The organism is Streptomyces sp. NPDC033131 (genome assembly GCF_055578365.1).
This window is the reverse complement of sequence record NZ_JBVIPA010000006.1, coordinates 95442-112824: the sequence shown is the minus strand read 5'-3', so window position 1 is coordinate 112824 and position 17383 is coordinate 95442. Positions and strand designations below refer to the sequence as shown.

Genomic DNA, 17383 nt, shown 5'->3' with positions numbered 1-17383 from the left:
GAGGCAGTTCGCCTTGGCCAACTCCGACCATCGCAGCCACCCCGAAGCATTCCGACCATTCGGTGACTGCCCAGCATCAAAAGGGCAGGCCCCGCAGGTCCACACTGATCGTTGGATGAGGCAGGTCTGCCAGGTCATAGATCATGGTGGCCAGTGGCGAGGTCCGCGCGCCGTCGGGCTGCTGGATGGTGACGGGCACAGAGAGCGGGCTCCATCCCAGCTGCGTGTAGAGCGGGACCAGGTCAGGACGGCAGAGCAGAATCATCGTCTCGGCACCGGCCGCTCGTGCGTGTTCGACCGCCACGCTGATCACCGTCCGGGCGATGCCCTGGCCTCGATGGGCGGGGTGCACCAGCAGACCGCCCAGCCCGGCGGCGCGGCGTGGCAATCCGTCGAATCCCATGTCTCGCAGCAGCCATCCCGCGGAGCCTACCGGCCGGCCTTTGGAGACAGCAGTGAGGGTGTGTTGCTTGTCAGCCCACACCAGGCCGAGCCCATTTATCCCGGAGGGGTCGGGCATGCCATCGCGGAGTGCGGCTTTGTCTTCTGGAGAACCGGGGCCCGAAGTATGGAGCAGTTGCAGGTTCGCCCAACCGTCGTTCCCCACGTGCTCCGCACCGGCCGCGGTGGTGGGGTCAAACCGATAGCGTAGACAATCCAGGCCACTGGACTGGACGGTCCCGTCCGCCTGGGCGCCAAGGCGGCGCAGTACCGCGATCGAAGCCGTATTGCCGGGCAGTACGAACGCGAAAACGGCAGGGAGCGAGAGGCGGCGAAACGCCAGGTTCAGGCACGCACGGCCGGCCTCGCCAGCGATCCCACGGCCTTGGGCCCGTGGGTGCAAGGCGAAGCCGAGGTCGACCCCGTACTTGGCCCGATTACGCAGTCCCACCCGGCCGAGAAACGCGTGCGTTGCAGCATCCCTGACCGCGAAGTCGCCGTAGCCGTGCTTGGTCCAGTGGGCGACGTGGTCATCGCACATGGCCTCGGCCGCAGATCGACTGCCTGCCTGGCCCGTTGCCAGCCACCGCATGACGCTGTCCTGACTGACCACAGCCTCGAAAAGATCGTCGCTGTCCCCGCGGCGGATCGGCTCCATCACAAGCCTCTGGGTGCGCAGAACAGGTCCACCTAACCGAGCCACTCAGCATCTCCTCTCGACCAAGGACTGAAGGAGCGTACTCGGCGACTCTTCGGAGCGATCGGGAGGCAACCGATGAACCTATCTGGTCACGGTACTGGGCGGCTGTCACTTGAGGGGCAACAGCTCTGTTGCTAGCCGGGCTCCCGGACTGCGGCTGCTGACCTGGCGAAATGCTCTCAACCACAAAGACTAGAGTGACAACACACTGGCGTGCTTACCCTTGGGGTCGACGGCCAGCCACGGCTCACGGTCGGCGCGCAGGATGTTCCGGGCGTGGAGGTCACCGTGGATCAGGGTGTCCGGCTGGACGCGTCCCAGCTCGCGGACGGTGGCGACGGCGGCATCCAGCACGCGGCCCGGCAGGCCGTGTTCCAGCTCGCCGGCGTCCCGGCGCAGCTCTTCCTCCCAGCCGTCGGACTGCTCCCGCAGCCGGGGCAGCCCGGGCGGCGCCGGAACGGCCAACCTGCGGTTGAGCCGCCCCGCGACGGTCACGATCCTGTCCTCGTCCCCGTCCTCGACCTCCCCCAGGGACCGCGTCCCGACCCGCTCAAGCAGCATCGCGAACCGCTCGTCGTCGCGTGCGTACAGCAGGACGGCCCCCTGCCCGTCCCACGCGGCGAACGCGTCCGGCTCATGGACGTTGCCAGGGTGCGGGAACGACACCTTCAGTACGGCGGCCGGCCCGTCGCCCCGTCTGCGCCGCACGGGGACGATCACGCCGACGCCCCCGTGCAGCACCTCGCCGTCCGGTACGCAATGCCAGCGATCGAGCAACCGGTCGATCAGGTCGGGCAGTCCGGCGATCCACGCCGCCCCGGCCTCCCCCTCGCGCTCCACGGTGCACCGTACGAAGGTCTCCGGTACCGGAATCATCCGGGCACCCTACGGCAGCGGGGCCGCCACCGGCTCGGCCGGCGGAGGCGTCGGCGCCCCCGGGAGCCGTACGGTCGCGACCGTGCCGCCGCCCTCCGCGCGGGCCAGGGTGACCTCGCCGCCCGCCTGTTCCACGGTGCGGGCGACGATCGACAGGCCGAGACCCGAGCCCGGCAGGGCCCGCGCGCTGGGGGAACGCCAGAAGCGGTCGAAGACGTGCGGAAGTTCCTCGGCGGGGATGCCCGGGCCGTGGTCGCGGACGGTGAGGACGCCGTGGGCGAGCCGCACCGCGACGGTGCCGCCCTCGGGACTGAACTTCACCGCGTTGTCCAGGATGTTGACGACCGCGCGCTCCAGCGCGGCCGGTTCCGCGCGGACGAACCAGGGCTCCAGGTCGGCGGTGATGGTCAGCTCGGGCCCGCGCAGCCGCGCCCGGCGCAGGGCCGACTCGACGGCGTCCTCCAGCGCGACCACCTGAAGACGCTCACCCCGCTGCCCCTGCGAGCGGGACAGCTCCTGGAGGTCGCCTATGAGGGCGGCCAGCTCGGTCATCTGCGCCTTGACGGAGGCGAGCAGAGCCTTGCGGTCGGCCTCGGGGAGGGGACGGCCGGTCTCCTCGCTGCGGGTGAGGAGCTCGATGTTGGTGCGCAGGGAGGTGAGGGGGGTGCGGAGTTCGTGACCGGCGTCCGCGATGAGCTGCTGCTGGAGCTCGCGGGAGTTGGCCAGGGACGACGTCATCGAGTTGAAGGAGCGGGAGAGACGGGCGACCTCGTCCTCCCTGTCCTCGTCCACGGGGATGCGGATGCTCAGGTCCTCCGTGCGGGCCACGCGTTCGACGGCCTCGGTGAGCTTGTCGACGGGGCGGAGTCCGGCCCGGGCGACCATGAGGCCGGCGGCTCCGGCGCCGACGACTCCGACGCCGGAGACCAGGAGCAGGATCAGGGCGAGTTCGTTGAGGGTGGACTGGGTGCTCTTCAGCGGTACGGCGACGACGATTCCGACGTGGGGTCCGGCCTCCCCGGTGACGGTCTTGGTGGGGCCCAGCGGCCGGGTCATCACGCGGACCGCGTTGCCGTCCCCGTCGGTGCCGTTGCGGAAGTAGATCCGGGACAGGTCCCCGTTCTCGATCTGGTCCTTGTCGGACTGCGTGACCTTGATCGTGCCCGTGGAGTCGTCGGTGACGCAGATCTTCCCGTCCTCCGTGACCACCTGGGAGTAGCTGCTCCGGAAGAAACCGGTGCCCTGCGGGGTCGCGGAACAGTTGGCGAGGGCGAACTCGGCCTGCTGGATCTGCGCCGGCCCTTTCGTTCCCCTCTGCAGATCGCTGTTCAGCTGCTCGTACAGCTTCCCCTGCACGATGAACCAACAGGTGACCGAGACCGCCGCCACCGCGAACGCCACCGCGGCGGCCACCAGCATCGCCAGCCGTGACCGGATCGGCAGCGACCGGAACCGGCGTACGACCTTGTTCACTCCGCCCCGCCCTGCCGCAGCACATACCCCACGCCCCGAACCGTGTGCACGAGGCGCGGCTCGCCGCCCGCCTCGGTCTTGCGGCGCAGGTACATGACGTACACGTCGAGGGAGTTGGAGCTCGGCTCGAAGTCGAAGCCCCAGACCGCCTTGAGGATCTGCTCACGGGTCAGCACCTGGCGCGGGTGTGCCATGAACATCTCCAGCAGCGTGAACTCGGTACGGGTCAGTTCCACCGGCCGCCCGGCCCGGGTGACTTCCCGTGTCGCGAGGTCCATGCGCAGATCCGCGAAGGTCAGCGCCTCGTCCGCCTCGACCGCGCCCGCCCCGGCCGCCGCCGCGTACGAGCTGCGGCGCAGCAGCGCGCGGACGCGGGCGAACAGCTCGTCGAGCTCGAAGGGCTTGACCAGGTAGTCGTCCGCCCCCGCGTCCAGTCCCGTCACCCGGTCGCCGACCGTGTCGCGGGCCGTCAGCATCAGGATGGGGGTGGTGTCGCCCGCGCCGCGGATCCGGCGGGCGGCGGTCAGGCCGTCCATGCGGGGCATCTGGATGTCGAGGACGACCAGGTCGGGCTGGTAGACGGCCGCCTTCTCCAGGGCGTCCGCGCCGTCGACCGCGACCTCCGTGCCGTAGCCCTCGAAGGCGAGGCTGCGCTGGAGTGCTTCGCGCACCGCCGGCTCGTCGTCGACGATCAGGATGCGCTGGGTGTCACGGTCGCCTTCGGCGGGGCTCATGGGCTGGGGATTCCTCGGGTGCGGTGGGAGGACAGGGGGCTGCGGGGTGCTGAACGCTTTCAGCCTCGCATGCTTCCCGGCCGGCGCTGAAGGACGAGCTGGGTGGGATCAGCCGCGTACGGTACGGCGGCGGCTGCGCGCGGCGCTGGCGCGGCGGCCCGCGCCGTGGGCGGTGGCGGCCACCTCCGGCGCCCGCGTCACCGGCGCGTGCAGTTCGTACGCCACCTCGAGGGCCAGGGCGAAGCCGGCCGGGTCGGTGCCGGTCGCCGGGTGCGAAACCTGCTTGATCATGACGTACTCCCTACGGACGGGGTCGGATCGGGCTCAGCTGTCGGAACCGCCGGCCCGCAGCGTGGCCAGGTCGGACTTGACGGTGTTGATCGGGATGGCGAAGCCGAGGCCCACGCTGCCGGCGCTCGACGAGCTGGTGGCGTCGGCGGCCGAGTACATCGCGGAGTTGATGCCGATGATGTTGCCGTTCATGTCGATGAGCGCGCCGCCGGAGTTGCCGGGGTTCAGCGAGGCGTCGGTCTGGAGCGCCTTGTACGTGGTCGTCGACGAACCGGTGTCGCCGTTGAACTGCCGGCCGCCGAACTCGAACGGCCACTGGCCGCTGCCGCCGCCCTGGCCCTGGCTCTCGTCGGTCGAGACGGTGACGTCACGGTCCAGGGCGGAGACGATGCCGCTGGTGACGGTGCCGGTCAGACCCTCGGGGGAGCCGATCGCCACGACCGTGTCGCCGACCTGGACGCCGCTGGAGTCGCCGAGGGTGGCTACGGTCAGGCCGGAGGCGTTCTCCAGCTTGATCAGGGCGAGGTCCTTCTTGCTGTCGGTGCCGACGACCTTCGCGGTGTACGTCTTGCCGTCGCTGGTGCTGACCTTGATCGAGGAGGCGCCGGACACGACGTGGTTGTTGGTGATGATCTCGCCGTCGCCGGTGATGATCACGCCGGAGCCGGTGGACTCGCCGGCGCTGGAGGCGGCGTTGATCTCGACGATGCTCGGGCTGACCGCCTTGGCGACCCCGGCGACCGTGCCCTTGGCGGCGGACGGGATCACGTCGGTGCTGGTGCTGCTGGTGGCGACCGTGTCGTTGCCGGTCAGCTCCTGGATGCCGTACGCGGTACCGCCGCCTATGGCCGCGGCGACGATCGCCACGGCGGCGAGCAGGGCGAGCGGACCGCGGGTGCGCTTCCTGGGCGCCGGGGCCGGCGCCGCGGGTACGGCCGTACCGCCGCCGTTGCCGTCACCGCCGCCGTAGGCACCCTGGGCCGTGAATCCGGCCGGTGCGGACGCCTGCGAGGCCTGGGACGGCCACACGGTGGTGCCCGGCTCGACGGTGACCGGCTGCACGGGCTGGTGCGCCGGCGGGGGCGGCCACTCGGGGTTCACGGGGGAGGCTTGCTGCTGGGGGTACGCGGCCTGGTCGCCGTGACCCTGGGGGTTCTCGTACTCGCCGCTGCGGCGGAAGCTCTCGGTCATGACAGGTAGCTTGTCCGCCGACCATGAGAGCTCCCTGAGCGCTTGCTGAGAACCCCGGCAGAACCTCGTACGTCCGATATAAAGACGTCTCTCGCAGCTCGGCGACGTCTCTCAGGAAGTCTTCACGAAGGCCCTTCGGACCTCACGCGCAGCCGCAGGACTGCCGGACCACCAGCCGCGAGGGAAACACCTTCAGCCGCTCCCGGCGGGAGCCCGCCACGCGCACCCCGTCGTCGAGGACGAGGTCCACGGCGGCCCGCGCCATCGCGGAGCGGTCCGATGCGACCGTGGTCAGGGGCGGGTCGGCGAGGGCCGCTTCCTTGATGTCGTCGAAGCCGACCACCGCCAGCTCGCCGGGGACGTCGATGCGCAGCTCACGCGCCGCGCGCAGCAGGCCGATCGCCTGGTCGTCGGTGGAGCAGAAGATCGCGGGCGGGCGGTTGGGCCCGGCGAGGATCTTGAGGGCGGCCTGGTAGGCGTCGTAGCGGTTGTACAGGGCCTCGAAGAGCCGGCCCTCGGTGGGGATCCCGGCCTCGGCCATCGCGCGCCGCCAGCCTTCCACGTGGTCGGAGACCGGGTCGCCGACGGACGGGGTCTCGGCTATACCGCCCATACAGGCGACGTACGGGTAGCCGTGTTCCAGCAGGTGGGTCACGGCGAGGTGGGCGCCGCCCAGGTCGTCGGTGACGACGGCGACGTCGTCGATGGCCTCGGGCCGCTCGTGCAGCAGCACGACCCTGGCGTCCCAGGCGTCGATCTCGGCAGCGGCGTTGTCGTTGAGGGCGTGGCTGACGAGGATGAGTCCGGAGACGCGCATTCCGAGGAAGGCGCGCAGGTAGTGGACCTCGCGTTCGCCGATGTAGTCGGAGTTGCCGACGAGCACCATTTTTCCGCGCTCGGACGCCGCCTGTTCGACCGCGTGCGCCATCTCCCCGAAGAAGGGCTGGCGGGCGTCCGGCACGATCAGGCCTATGAGGTCCGTGCGACGGGACGCCATCGCCTGGGCGACGCGGTCCGGCCGGTACCCCAGTTCCTTGATCGCGGCGAGGACACGCTCGCGCGTGGCCGGGGCAACCGGCCGGGGTCCGTTGTTGATGACATAGCTGACGACGGCAGTGGACGTCCCTGCCAGTCGTGCTACGTCATCCCTGGTTACCTTGGCCACGGGCGGAGTCTACGCGGATGGACCCGCTCTGGGCAGGGCGTCGAGCAGGCTCCCTGTGCGGAAGCCGTGCCCGGCCCGAGCGGCCGGGCGTCCGCTACGCCTCCGCGGGGATCTCCGCGCCGTCCAGGGCGGCCGCCTCGTCCGCATCCTCCGGCTTTGACTGGGCCGCCTTGGCCTTCGCCTCGTCGGTGGCGCGGTCGCCCTTCTCCGGAGTAACGAATCGATAACCGACGTTCCGGACGGTCCCGATCAGCGACTCGTGCTCGGGGCCGAGCTTGGCGCGCAGCCGTCGTACGTGGACGTCGACCGTGCGGGTGCCGCCGAAGTAGTCGTAGCCCCAGACCTCCTGCAGCAGCTGGGCGCGCGTGAAGACGCGGCCCGGGTGCTGGGCGAGGTACTTCAGGAGCTCGAACTCCTTGAAGGTGAGGTCGAGGACACGGCCCTTGAGCTTGGCGGAGTAGGTCGCCTCGTCGACCGACAGGTCGCCGTTGCGGATCTCCATGGGGGAGTCGTCGTTGACGATCTGCTGGCGGCCCATGGCCAGCCGCAGACGCGCCTCGACCTCGGCCGGTCCGGCGGTGTCGAGGAGTACGTCGTCGATGCCCCAGTCGGCGGTGACGGCGGCGAGGCCGCCCTCGGTCACGACGAGGATGAGCGGACAGCCGGGCCCGGTGGACCGCAGCAGCTGGCACAGGCTGCGGACCTGCGGGAGGTCGCGGCGCCCGTCGATGAGAATCACGTCGGCGCCCGGGGTGTCGACGAGGGCGGGGCCTTCGGCCGGAGCCACTCGCACGTTGTGCAGGAGCAGGCCGAGGGCGGGAAGCACCTCCGTCGACGGCTGGAGGGCATTGGTCAGGAGCAGCAGAGAACTCATACGTCTGGTTCCTCCTCGGTCCCTGCGAGGACGTTTGCGGCACTGCGGCACTGCTCTGCATTCCCGGAGCCCCGTACACCTGCGGTTATCCGCTCGTATACAACGCGTCCGAAAGCACAAAAGGACCCGGGGGCTACGCTGCCCGAGTCCTCTGCCTAGGAGAATAGCCCACATGAGCACTGGTCGGGCAGGTCATGTGGCGCGTTCCACCATTCGTCCGCACTCCGAGACGAGCAGACGCGCACCTATCCGGACGTTTCTGCACACGACCGACGGCATTTCCATTGATTCCGTATACGACCCGGGGGCGGTCGTATACGACGCCGGGAGGCCATCTTCCCGTGATCTCGTGTTCGTGATCGCGCACGGTTTCACCGGCGACGTGGACCGCCCTCACGTACGCCGGATCGCGCGGGCGTTCGCCCAGTACGGGGCCGTGGTCACGTTCTCCTTCCGTGGCCACGGCGCCTCCGGCGGGCGCTCCACGGTCGGTGACCGCGAGGTGCTCGATCTCGCCGCCGCGGTGGCGTGGGCGCGTTCCTTCGGGCACGCGCGCGTGGCCACCGTCGGCTTCTCCATGGGCGGCTCGGTGGCGCTGCGGCACGCGGCGCTGCACCCGCCGGAGGGGTCGGGGCGCGCGGGGCGCACGGAAGCGCACACGGACGCGGTCGTTTCGGTGAGCGCTCCCGCCCGCTGGTACTACCGGGGCACGGCCCCTATGCGCCGTCTCCACTGGCTGGTAACGCGCCCCGAGGGCCGCATGGTGGGCCGCTACGGACTGCGGACGCGCATCCACCACCGGGAGTGGAACCCGGTACCGCTGTCCCCGGTGGAGGCGGTGCCGCAGATCGCCCCGAGGCCCCTGCTCATCGTCCACGGCGACAGGGACGGCTACTTCCCGCTCGATCACCCCCGCATGCTGGCCACCGCCGCCGGTGACCACGGCGAACTGTGGCTGGAGCCCGGCATGGGGCACGCGGAGCACGCGGCCACCGACGAGCTGCTGGCCCGGATCGGGGACTGGGCGGTCTCGCGGCCGGGCTAGCCTGGCCGTGTACACCGCCGATTGATTGAGGAACCGATGCCAAAGGTCACGGTGCGCTACTGGGCCGCCGCGAAGGCCGCGGCCCAGATCGCCGAGGAGCCGTTCGACGCGGCCACGCTCGCCGAGGCGCTCGACGCCGTACGCGCGCGACACCCCGGCGAACTGGTGCGCGTCCTGCAGCGATGCTCGTTCCTCGTCGACGGTGATCCGGTCGGCACCCGCGCACATGAGACGGTACGGCTGGCCGACGGCGGCACGGTCGAGGTGCTGCCGCCGTTCGCAGGAGGGTGACGATGAGCGACCAGCCGTATGGGGGCGGTACTCCGTACCGGCCCCAGCAGGGGTACGACGGACACGAGGGACAAGAGGGGTACGACCCCTACTGGCAGCAGGCCTACGAGGAACAGCAGGCCGCCCAGCAGTACACGCAGCAGTGGCAGGGGCAGACCTGGGAGACGCAGGTGCAGCAGCCGGTGTCGGCCGCGGAGACGGCGTACCTGCCGCAGCAGGCGCCGGTACAGCCGACGTACGACGCCTACGGGGCCCATCAGCTCCCGCAGCCGCCGCCTCAGCAGCCTCAGGCTCCGCAGACGCATGCGCATGCGCCCGCACCCCAGGAACCGGCCGCCGGCTACGGTCCCGCCACCGTGACCGGCAACCCCCGCGTCAGCGACGCGCAGCGGGCCCGCCTGGAGGGGCGTTCCCCGATCATCGAGCCCGGTATGCAGCCCGCCGCGCTCACCGCGCTGCTCGGCCTGCTCCTGTCCGGTACGGCGGCCATCGGGTCGTACGCCCTCCTCGTACCGCTCGTCCTCCTCCAGGCGGTCACGGCGGCGGGCTGGTTCCGGCTCAACGGCATGTGGCCCGCCCGGCAGGGCATCGCCCTCGCCTTCCTGGGGGCGCTGGTCGCGGATGCCGTGCTGCTCGCGGCCGGCCGCGAGAACGGGCCCGCCGCGATCCTCGGCACGCTGGGCGTCTGGGTCCTGCTGTCCCTCGTCCTCCAACTGCGCTCGCACGCCGAGCCGGACGAGCGGATGTACGGCCTGATGGCCACGGTCGCCTCCGCGGCGCTGGCGATCGTCGCGGCCGGCCACCTCGCCGCCGACCCGGACGCGGTCACGGTCGGCGCGGCCGCGGTGGCCGTCGCCGTCCTCGCCCGCGCGCTGCCCCTGCCGACGCCGGCCTCCGTGATCGTCTCCCTGCTCGCCGCGGCGGGCGCGGGCGTCGCGGTCGGCGCCATGACGGGTCTGGGCCCGGACGGCGCGCTGCTCGGGGCGGGCGCGGCGGTGTGCGCGCTGATCGGCCACCGGGTCGCGAGCTACGACTACCCGTCGCGCTTCGTGCACTTCACGGCGGGCGTGGCCCTTCCCCTGGCGACGGCCGCACCGGCGGTCTACGTGCTGGGACGGGCCTTGGCGTAAGCCGGGGCAGTCGGGCGCCGGCGCCATTCCTGCGGCTCGGTTCCCGTGCGGCACCGGCCTCTCCCCTCCTGTCACAGCTGATCGACAATTCTCCGGCCCCCGCCCGGCTCGGGGTTACTCTCACGCTCGATGGCCACCCGGCCGTCAACCGACCGTCGTCCGACCGCCGTCGTGGGGAACACCGCATGCGCGCACTGCGAATACTTCTGATCCTCGTCGTCGTCTTCGGCGGCCTCTTCGTCCTCGCCGACCGCCTCGCGGTCAACTTCGCGGAGGACGAGGCGGCGGGCAAGCTGAAGACCACCGAGGGTCTGGCCGTCACCCCCGACGTCTCCATCAAGGGCTTCCCGTTCCTCACCCAGGTCGTCGGCGGCGAGCTCGACGACGTCGAGGTCGGCATCAAGGACTACGAGGCGGACACCGGCAACGGCGACCAGACGATCCGTATCGACGACCTCAAGGCGAACATGAGGGGCGTCGAGTTCTCCGGCGACTACAGCTCCGCCACCGCGAACAGCGCCACCGGCACCGCGTCCGTCACGTACGACGAGCTGCTCAAGACCGCCAAGTCCGAGCCCACCCAGCTCGCTCCCGGCGTCACCGCCAACGTTGTCGGCCTCTCCGACGGCGGCAAGGGCAAGATCAAGGTCGCGATCGAGGCGACGGTGCTCGGCACCCGGCTGCCCGAGCCGGTCTACGTCCTCAGCACGGTCACCGCCGAGGGGGACGTCGTGAAGGTGCATGCCGACACGCTGCCCTCGTTCGCCGGCGTCGACCTCGCCGAGAACCGGGCCCGGACGGTCACCGACTTCGAGCAGAAGATCGACGGACTGCCCGGCGGCATCCAGCTCGACAAGGTGCAGGCCGCGAAGAACGGTGTGGAGATCACGGTGAAGGGTTCGAACGTCCGGCTGGCCGGGTAAACAGTCCTGAGCTCAGGGGACGGGGCTGTCCGACACGCGAGACGCCGCCGTCCGTACCGCAGATGTGATGACGGATACCTCCGCCCGGGAACCGTGCAGTCACGGCCCGGGCGGTCCTGTGTTCTCACATCGCGGACGATCGCGTCTCAAAATACGACACACCGGTGACATGCGCGCCTGTCCGTCCCTACGATCGAGGCCATGAAGCGACAGGCGGATCTCACGAAGCGGCGGGCAGTGGACCTGTGCCGCGTCTCCGCCATGCTCTGTCGCACTTTCTGAGCGGAGGCGCAGCCCTCCGCATCCCCGCCCTGCCCAGGGCATCCGTGTGCACGCGCCGTCCGACGGCATGCACGCGCACGCCTCTCACTTGCACGCCCCGCCGTAACTGCCCCGGAGGAGAAAGAGCATGAGCCGCAGCGACGTCCTGGTCGACGCCGACTGGGTCGAGGCCAACCTCGACAACCCCAGCATCGCCATCGTCGAGGTGGACGAGGACACGTCCGCCTACGAGAAGAACCACATCCGCAACGCGATCCGGATCGACTGGACCGACGACCTCCAGGACCCGGTCCGCCGCGACTTCGTCGACCAGGAGGGCTTCGAGAAGCTCCTCTCCGCGAAGGGCATCGCCAACGACACGCTGGTGATCCTCTACGGCGGCAACAACAACTGGTTCGCGTCGTACGCCTACTGGTACTTCAAGCTGTACGGCCACGAGAACGTCAAGCTTCTCGACGGCGGCCGCAAGAAGTGGGAGCTGGACGCCCGCGAGCTGGTCGAGGACGTGCCCGAGCGCCCCACGACCGACTACAAGGCCAAGCCGCAGAACAAGGCCATCCGTGCCTTCCGTGACGACGTCGTCGCCGCGATCGGCTCGCAGAACCTGGTCGACGTCCGTTCGCCCGACGAGTTCTCCGGCAAGCTGCTGGCCCCCGCCCACCTGCCGCAGGAGCAGTCGCAGCGCCCGGGTCACGTCCCGTCCGCCCGCAACATCCCGTGGTCGAAGAACGCCAACGACGACGGCACCTTCAAGTCGGACGAGGAGCTCAAGGAGCTCTACGCCGAGGAGCAGGTCGACCTCGCCAAGGACACCATCGCGTACTGCCGCATCGGTGAGCGCTCCGCGCTGACCTGGTTCGTCCTGCACGAGCTGCTCGGTGTGGAGAACGTCAAGAACTACGACGGCTCCTGGACCGAGTACGGCTCCCTCGTGGGCGTGCCGATCGAGCTCGGCGCCAACAAGTAATCCGACCTGAACGACCTCTGGAGACAGACATGTGTGGAGCGAAGGCCGGCGGCCCGGACGCCTCGACGATCAAGCCCGGTGAGACCACGATTCAGGGTCAGGTGACCCGCGACGGGGAGCCGGTGACCGGTTACGTCCGTCTGCTGGACTCGACCGGTGAGTTCACCGCGGAGGTCCCGACGTCCGCGACGGGCCAGTTCCGCTTCTACGCGGCCGAGGGCACCTGGACCGTCCGCGCCCTCGTGCCCGGCGGCACCGCCGACCGCACGGTCGTCGCGCAGCAGGGCGGTCTCGCCGAGGTCGCGATCGCGGTCTGAGGCAGAACCCGACGGCTGAAGGGCCGCACCCCACGGGTTGGACACCGGGGGGTGCGGCCCTTCGGCATGGGCGGGCCCCGGATCTACCCTGGAGCCATGTACGCACGGCGGCGGCACGTCTACTTCGCCATGATGGGGACCTGCATCGGCCTCTTCGTCCTGGCCTGGGGAGTCGTACGCCTCTGGTCGGTCCCGGTGGCGGTGGGCATGTGCGTGGTGGCCATGGTCATCCCCCCGGCCGCCGCCATGATCGCCAACCGCCGAGGCCCCGACGACCGCTGGTGGGACGACCCCTCCGGCGACCCGAAGTCCGACGACTGGTGGGACGAGCTGGACGGGAAGTGGCGGCGGCGGTAGGAAGGGCGCATGTCGCCTGCGAGGCTGTCCACCGTGGTGCTCGACGCGCGGGACGCGCACGAGCCGGCCGGGTTCTACCTCCGCCTGCTCGGATACGAGGTCCGCGCCGAGGAGCCGGACTGGGTCCTCATCGGCCCGCCGCCCGGCGCCGGGGGCACGGCGCTCGCCTTCCAGACCGAACCCGACTACGCCCCGCCCGTCTGGCCCACCCGCAACCCCGGTGACCAGCAGATGATGCTGCACCTGGACATCGAGGTCGACGACCTGGAGGGCGAGACCGCGCGGGCCGTCGCCGAGGGGGCGCGGCTCGCGGAGTACCAGCCCCAGGACGACGTACGGGTGCTGCTCGACCCGTCGGGGCACCCCTTCTGCCTGTGGGTGCGGGCGTCTCAGTAGACGAGCGCCTGCGTCTCGTCCCCCAGTGCCTCCTGGACGAACACCTGGGCTCCCGCGATGCGTACGCCCTTGATGACGTCGTTCTCCGTGATGTCCCGGCGGGCCGCGCACTGGGTGCACAGGGTGACGCGGCCCGCTGTGAGGATCGAGTCGAGGAGGTCGGGGAGGGGGGCCGCGTGCGGGAGGTCGAACTCGGCGGCACGGCCCGGGAGGGCGAACCACGCGGACTCGCCGGTCAGCCACAGGGAGACGTCGACGCCGCTGGCCACGGCCACCGCCGCCACCGTGAACGCCTGCGAGCACCGCTCGGGGGCATCCGACCCGGCCGTCACCTTGATCACGAGCTTCTTTGCCATGGCCGAATCGTAATCAACTCCGCTACAACCCGGTCCTCTGACCACGAGTCTCCTGTGAGCGCGCATACGGAATGCGCACTTCACGTTCTGTGGGGGGACGTCTTGGAAGTACCCGAAGAAGTAGCCGACGCCCCAGTCGCCCCAGTCGCCCCGGTTGCTCCGGTAAACCCGATGGTCGCGCCCCGGCCCCGCCGGCGCGGGCGCACCGCGCTGCTGATCGCCGGCGCCGCCGTCCTCGGCCTGGTCGCCGGCACCTGCGCCGGCTACCTCGTGCAGGCCGACCGTGAGCCGACGAAACTGCCCTCGCTCTCCCAGCCGGCGCTGCCACAGGCGAAGGGCAAGGGCCCCGAGCCGCTGTCCGCCGCCCAGGACCGCCGGGTGAGGACCGACGGCGACCTGCGCAAGCTCCTGCTGAAGAAGCCGGGCGGCGCGAAGGACGCCGACTGGCTGTCCGGCGCCGACGGCTGGATGGACCTGGCCGCCTACGCCGACCTGTACAACTCGCCGGACGACATCTTCGGCGACCTCGTCGGCGACGAGTTCCGCCGCGCGGCCGTCACCGGCTGGGAGTCCGGCACATCGACGCTGGAGATCCGGCTGATCCAGTTCCGCCAGGAGGAGGCCCCCGCGGCCGCCGACACGGCGGACGACAGCCAGTACTGGGCGGACGCCGAGGACGCCACCGAGAGCTGGACCGTCCCCGGCACCGGCAACGGCATGGCGTACGTCCACACGGAGCCCGAGCGCGAGGCCGGGTACCTGCCGCTCTACAGCGCCGAGGCCCACGCCTGGCGCGGCGACATCGTCATGGAGATCTGGATGTACGACACCAAGCCGATCTCCAAGAAGAAGATCATGGGCCTGGCCGAGCGGCAGATGGAGCGGCTGTGACCGAGAACGAGAACGAGCCGGTCCGGAGCACGCCGGACGGTGACGTCGGTCAGGCCGGGCCGGTCGAGTTCGTCGAGTTCGTCGAGCCCCCGGCGCCCGCCGCGCTCGACGCCCACGGCGTTCCCGTCCCGCCGCCCGTCAGAAAGCCGTTCCCGCGTGGCCGTATCGCCGCCTTGGCCGGATCCCTGGTGCTCGTCGGTGCCGTCGTCGCCGGTGTCGGCCAGACCGTCGTGACGGTGAACGACGCGGACCGCGACGCCGGCGCCCCGGTCTGGACTTTCCCGAAGACCACGGCCGAGGACGACAAGGCGGCCACCGCCAAGGGCCTCGCCGGTGTCCTCGTGCCGTACGGCACCGACGGCTGGAGCCGCGGCCCCGACCTCGGCGAGTTCGGCTCCGACGCGGAGCTCAGTGGCGCCCAGGCGACCGCCCTGCGCAAGGAGTCGCTGAGCGGCCTGCCCCGCAGCCAGCGCAGGAAGCTGGAGAAGGAGATCGACCGGCAGCGCGTCAAGGGCATGGCGATGCGCAGCTACCTCAGCTCGGACGCCAGTGCCCTCAGCGAGAACGAGGGCACCTTCGCGGTGAGCATCGTGCTGGCGCAGATGGAGAGCCGGGCGGCCGTCCGGGACATGGCCACGTTCCAGAACCGGTTCCTCGACGCCCTGGACGTCTTCCGCAAGGGCCCCGAGGTCAAGGGCCACAAGAACGCCGAGTGCTTCCTGCCGCCCGAGGACGACGACACGGACCTCGACACCATGTACTGCTCCGCCTACCAGGGCGACGTCCTGGTCACCGCCACCGCGGACGGCGTCAAGCCACTCGACACCAAGGGGGTCGCGATGCTGCTGAGCGAGCAGCTCGACCGGATAGCCGAGCCGGGGGAGGCGGTATGACCGAGCAGCCGCAGACCACGGAGCGGACGGCCATGGAGCAGACGGCCATGGAGCAGACGGCCGCGGAGACAGAGATCACGGAGACAGAGATCGCGGAGCCGGTGACAACGGAACCGCAGGCAGTCCCGACCCCGCCCGCGCCTTCACCCCCGCTCCCGCCCCCGCCGCTCCACGCACCCCTCGTGTCCCCCGCACCCCCCGCCCCCAGGGACCGCCGAGTCCTGCGCGCCGCCCTGCGCTGGACCGCGGCCGTCGTGGTCTTCGCGGCGGTCGGGGCGTCGGCCGCGTACGGCATCACGCGGATGGAGCGGACGGACGTACCCGGTCTGGCGACGGAGTCGGACGGGCGCTGGGACTACCCGGAGCTGGTGAAGCCGCCGCTGCCGTCGGGCAGCCCGGAGCCCTTCGCCGAGGCGAACAAGGCCGGCGCGCACTACGCCGACCTGCGTGCCCTGCTGCTGCCGGCCCCCGCGGGGGCCACGCAGGACAAGGCGCTGCAAGGCTCGGACGGCTGGCTGGCGACGAAGGACTTCCTGGCGGAGTACGAGCCGCAGGAGCACGGGGAGTTCCGGCAGGAGCTCGTCGACGACGGTCTGCGGCACATCGCGGCCCGCGGCTGGACCACCGAGGACGGCACGCACACGCGGATCTACCTCCTGCACTTCGACACCGCGGCCGTCGTCGACGAGGTGTTCTCCGGCGACATCGGCCCGTACAGCGGACCCGGCCGCATGGTGCGCGGCGCCGAGGACTCCGTCGCCGACGAGGACTTCCCGGAGCAGGCCCGCGTCGACGACGTCCAGCGCTCCGTGTACACGGAGACGAAGCCGTACGGCGCCGAGCAGGTCCGGCAGGCGTACCTGGCCGCCGGTGACGTCCTCGCCGTGATCATCCAGTCCCGGAAGGGCACGGCGAAGGCCGTTCCGTTCCAGCAGACGGTGACCCTGCAGAGCCAGCTGCTCGGGTGACCTCGGTGAGGGCACACCTCACGGAGAGGGCCGGGCCCCGGCCGCGTAAGCTGGGGCCCGGCTTTTGTGTACTGCCATCCCACTGTGTACTGCCATCCACGATCGTCCGAGGAGCACTCCGTGCTTGAGGTTTTCTTCGAAGCCCTGCTGGTCCTGGTCTGCGTCGGCGTGCTCGCCTTCGCCGGACTGACGGTGAAGAAGCTGTACCAGGGCCAGCGCTGACCCACGTCTAGGAACTGCTGCTCATGATCGAGATCCCGTCCGACCTCCACAAGGACCTGGTCCCCCTCGTCTTCCTGCTCGGAAACTGGGCGGGCGCGGGCGTGCACGACTTCCCCGGCTCCGAGAAGTGCAACTTCGGACAGGAGGTCACCTTCACGCACGACGGCCGGGACTTCCTGGAGTACCACTCGCACACCTGGGTGCTCGACAACGACGGCAACAAGGTCAGGCCGCTGGAGTCCGAGTCCGGCTTCTGGCGGATCGACGCCGACCGCAAGGTCGAGGTCACCATGGTCCGCGACGACGGTGTCGTCGAGGTCTGGTACGGCGATCTGGCCGCCAAGAAGCCGCAGATCGACCTGGTCACGGACGCCGTGGCCCGTACGGCCGCCTCCGGCCCCTACACCGGCGGCAAGCGGCTGTACGGCTACGTCCACAGCGACCTCATGTGGGTCGGCGAGAAGCAGACCCCGGAGGTCGAGCTGCGCCCCTACATGTCGGCCCACCTGAAGAAGGTCGTCACCCCCGAGGACGTCGAGCGCTGGGCCAAGGCACTTCCCGACGACATGCCGGACGACGGCATCGCGTTCTTCAAGTAGA

The 17383-nt window shown here is 70.6% G+C and carries 21 protein-coding genes and 1 pseudogene; 13 read left to right on the top strand and 9 right to left on the bottom strand.

The window, feature by feature from the left end; all coding sequences use genetic code 11:
* Positions 1-76: 76 nt before the first annotated feature.
* From ACZ5XS_RS10860 to ACZ5XS_RS10825, 8 genes and pseudogenes are all read right to left on the bottom strand, one after another.
* On the bottom strand, positions 77-1099 hold the full coding sequence (locus ACZ5XS_RS10860; RefSeq protein ID WP_468650181.1) for a GNAT family N-acetyltransferase: 1023 nt from the start codon (positions 1097-1099) through the stop codon (positions 77-79).
* A gap of 261 nt (positions 1100-1360) precedes the next feature.
* Positions 1361-2017: pseudogene (locus ACZ5XS_RS10855) on the bottom strand (aminoglycoside phosphotransferase family protein); the annotation flags it as partial.
* 9 nt (positions 2018-2026) lie between these two features.
* Positions 2027-3490 (bottom strand): HAMP domain-containing sensor histidine kinase, encoded by a 1464-nt coding sequence (locus tag ACZ5XS_RS10850; protein ID WP_468649880.1) that lies wholly within the window; start codon positions 3488-3490, stop codon positions 2027-2029.
* Positions 3487-4224, bottom strand: a complete 738-nt coding sequence (locus ACZ5XS_RS10845) for a response regulator transcription factor (RefSeq protein ID WP_468649878.1) — start codon at positions 4222-4224, stop codon at positions 3487-3489. The genes ACZ5XS_RS10850 and ACZ5XS_RS10845 overlap by 4 nt, the downstream gene beginning before the upstream one ends.
* 108 nt (positions 4225-4332) lie before the next feature.
* The gene (locus ACZ5XS_RS10840) at positions 4333-4515 is read right to left on the bottom strand and encodes a hypothetical protein (RefSeq protein ID WP_468649876.1); all 183 of its coding nucleotides are present in this window, start codon (positions 4513-4515) and stop codon (positions 4333-4335) included.
* A gap of 33 nt (positions 4516-4548) precedes the next feature.
* Positions 4549-5706 carry a S1C family serine protease gene (locus tag ACZ5XS_RS10835; RefSeq protein WP_468649874.1) on the bottom strand — a complete coding sequence of 386 codons (1158 nt, stop codon included), beginning with the start codon at positions 5704-5706 and terminating at the stop codon, positions 4549-4551.
* Positions 5707-5848: 142 nt separating this feature from the next.
* Positions 5849-6871 carry a LacI family DNA-binding transcriptional regulator gene (locus ACZ5XS_RS10830; protein WP_468649872.1) on the bottom strand — a complete coding sequence of 341 codons (1023 nt, stop codon included), beginning with the start codon at positions 6869-6871 and terminating at the stop codon, positions 5849-5851.
* Between the two features lie 94 nt (positions 6872-6965).
* Entirely contained in the window at positions 6966-7745 is a 780-nt protein-coding gene (locus tag ACZ5XS_RS10825) for a winged helix-turn-helix transcriptional regulator (RefSeq protein ID WP_217237040.1), read from the bottom strand.
* Between the two features lie 172 nt (positions 7746-7917).
* Here ACZ5XS_RS10825 and ACZ5XS_RS10820 point away from each other — a divergent pair, with 172 nt between their 5' ends.
* The 9 genes from ACZ5XS_RS10820 (at position 7918) to ACZ5XS_RS10780 (ending at position 13453) form a co-directional block, all read left to right on the top strand.
* Complete coding sequence (locus ACZ5XS_RS10820; RefSeq protein ID WP_468649870.1) at positions 7918-8790, top strand: alpha/beta hydrolase; 873 nt, start codon at positions 7918-7920, stop codon at positions 8788-8790.
* Between the two features lie 36 nt (positions 8791-8826).
* Positions 8827-9081 carry a MoaD/ThiS family protein gene (locus ACZ5XS_RS10815; RefSeq protein ID WP_468649868.1) on the top strand — a complete coding sequence of 85 codons (255 nt, stop codon included), beginning with the start codon at positions 8827-8829 and terminating at the stop codon, positions 9079-9081.
* A gap of 2 nt (positions 9082-9083) precedes the next feature.
* The gene (locus tag ACZ5XS_RS10810) at positions 9084-10211 is read left to right on the top strand and encodes a hypothetical protein (RefSeq protein WP_468649866.1); all 1128 of its coding nucleotides are present in this window, start codon (positions 9084-9086) and stop codon (positions 10209-10211) included.
* A gap of 185 nt (positions 10212-10396) precedes the next feature.
* Positions 10397-11134 (top strand): LmeA family phospholipid-binding protein, encoded by a 738-nt coding sequence (locus ACZ5XS_RS10805; RefSeq protein WP_468649864.1) that lies wholly within the window; start codon positions 10397-10399, stop codon positions 11132-11134.
* 201 nt (positions 11135-11335) lie between these two features.
* Complete coding sequence (locus ACZ5XS_RS10800) at positions 11336-11416, top strand: putative leader peptide (RefSeq protein ID WP_373464534.1); 81 nt, start codon at positions 11336-11338, stop codon at positions 11414-11416.
* A 127-nt stretch (positions 11417-11543) separates the two neighbouring features.
* Positions 11544-12383 (top strand): sulfurtransferase, encoded by an 840-nt coding sequence (locus tag ACZ5XS_RS10795; protein ID WP_217237035.1) that lies wholly within the window; start codon positions 11544-11546, stop codon positions 12381-12383.
* A gap of 29 nt (positions 12384-12412) precedes the next feature.
* Positions 12413-12700 carry a DUF1416 domain-containing protein gene (locus ACZ5XS_RS10790; RefSeq protein WP_004986406.1) on the top strand — a complete coding sequence of 96 codons (288 nt, stop codon included), beginning with the start codon at positions 12413-12415 and terminating at the stop codon, positions 12698-12700.
* A 96-nt stretch (positions 12701-12796) separates the two neighbouring features.
* Positions 12797-13057, top strand: coding sequence for a DUF3099 domain-containing protein (locus ACZ5XS_RS10785; RefSeq protein ID WP_468649862.1), 261 nt, complete (start codon positions 12797-12799; stop codon positions 13055-13057).
* A gap of 9 nt (positions 13058-13066) precedes the next feature.
* Positions 13067-13453, top strand: coding sequence for a VOC family protein (locus ACZ5XS_RS10780; RefSeq protein ID WP_468649860.1), 387 nt, complete (start codon positions 13067-13069; stop codon positions 13451-13453).
* On the opposite strand, the gene ACZ5XS_RS10775 is transcribed toward ACZ5XS_RS10780, so the two are convergent.
* Positions 13447-13809: a DsrE family protein gene (locus tag ACZ5XS_RS10775; RefSeq protein WP_468649858.1), complete on the bottom strand. Its 363-nt coding sequence runs from the start codon at positions 13807-13809 to the stop codon at positions 13447-13449. The genes ACZ5XS_RS10780 and ACZ5XS_RS10775 overlap by 7 nt on opposite strands.
* Before the next feature lie 171 nt (positions 13810-13980).
* Between ACZ5XS_RS10775 and ACZ5XS_RS10770 the strand changes: the two genes are divergently transcribed.
* From ACZ5XS_RS10770 to ACZ5XS_RS10755, 4 genes are all read left to right on the top strand, one after another.
* On the top strand, positions 13981-14700 hold the full coding sequence (locus tag ACZ5XS_RS10770) for a hypothetical protein (RefSeq protein WP_468649856.1): 720 nt from the start codon (positions 13981-13983) through the stop codon (positions 14698-14700).
* Positions 14697-15593: a hypothetical protein gene (locus ACZ5XS_RS10765; RefSeq protein ID WP_468649855.1), complete on the top strand. Its 897-nt coding sequence runs from the start codon at positions 14697-14699 to the stop codon at positions 15591-15593. The genes ACZ5XS_RS10770 and ACZ5XS_RS10765 overlap by 4 nt, the downstream gene beginning before the upstream one ends.
* On the top strand, positions 15590-16561 hold the full coding sequence (locus ACZ5XS_RS10760) for a hypothetical protein (RefSeq protein ID WP_468649853.1): 972 nt from the start codon (positions 15590-15592) through the stop codon (positions 16559-16561). The genes ACZ5XS_RS10765 and ACZ5XS_RS10760 overlap by 4 nt, the downstream gene beginning before the upstream one ends.
* Before the next feature lie 245 nt (positions 16562-16806).
* On the top strand, positions 16807-17382 hold the full coding sequence (locus ACZ5XS_RS10755) for a heme-binding beta-barrel domain-containing protein (protein ID WP_468649851.1): 576 nt from the start codon (positions 16807-16809) through the stop codon (positions 17380-17382).
* Position 17383: the final 1 nt, after the last annotated feature.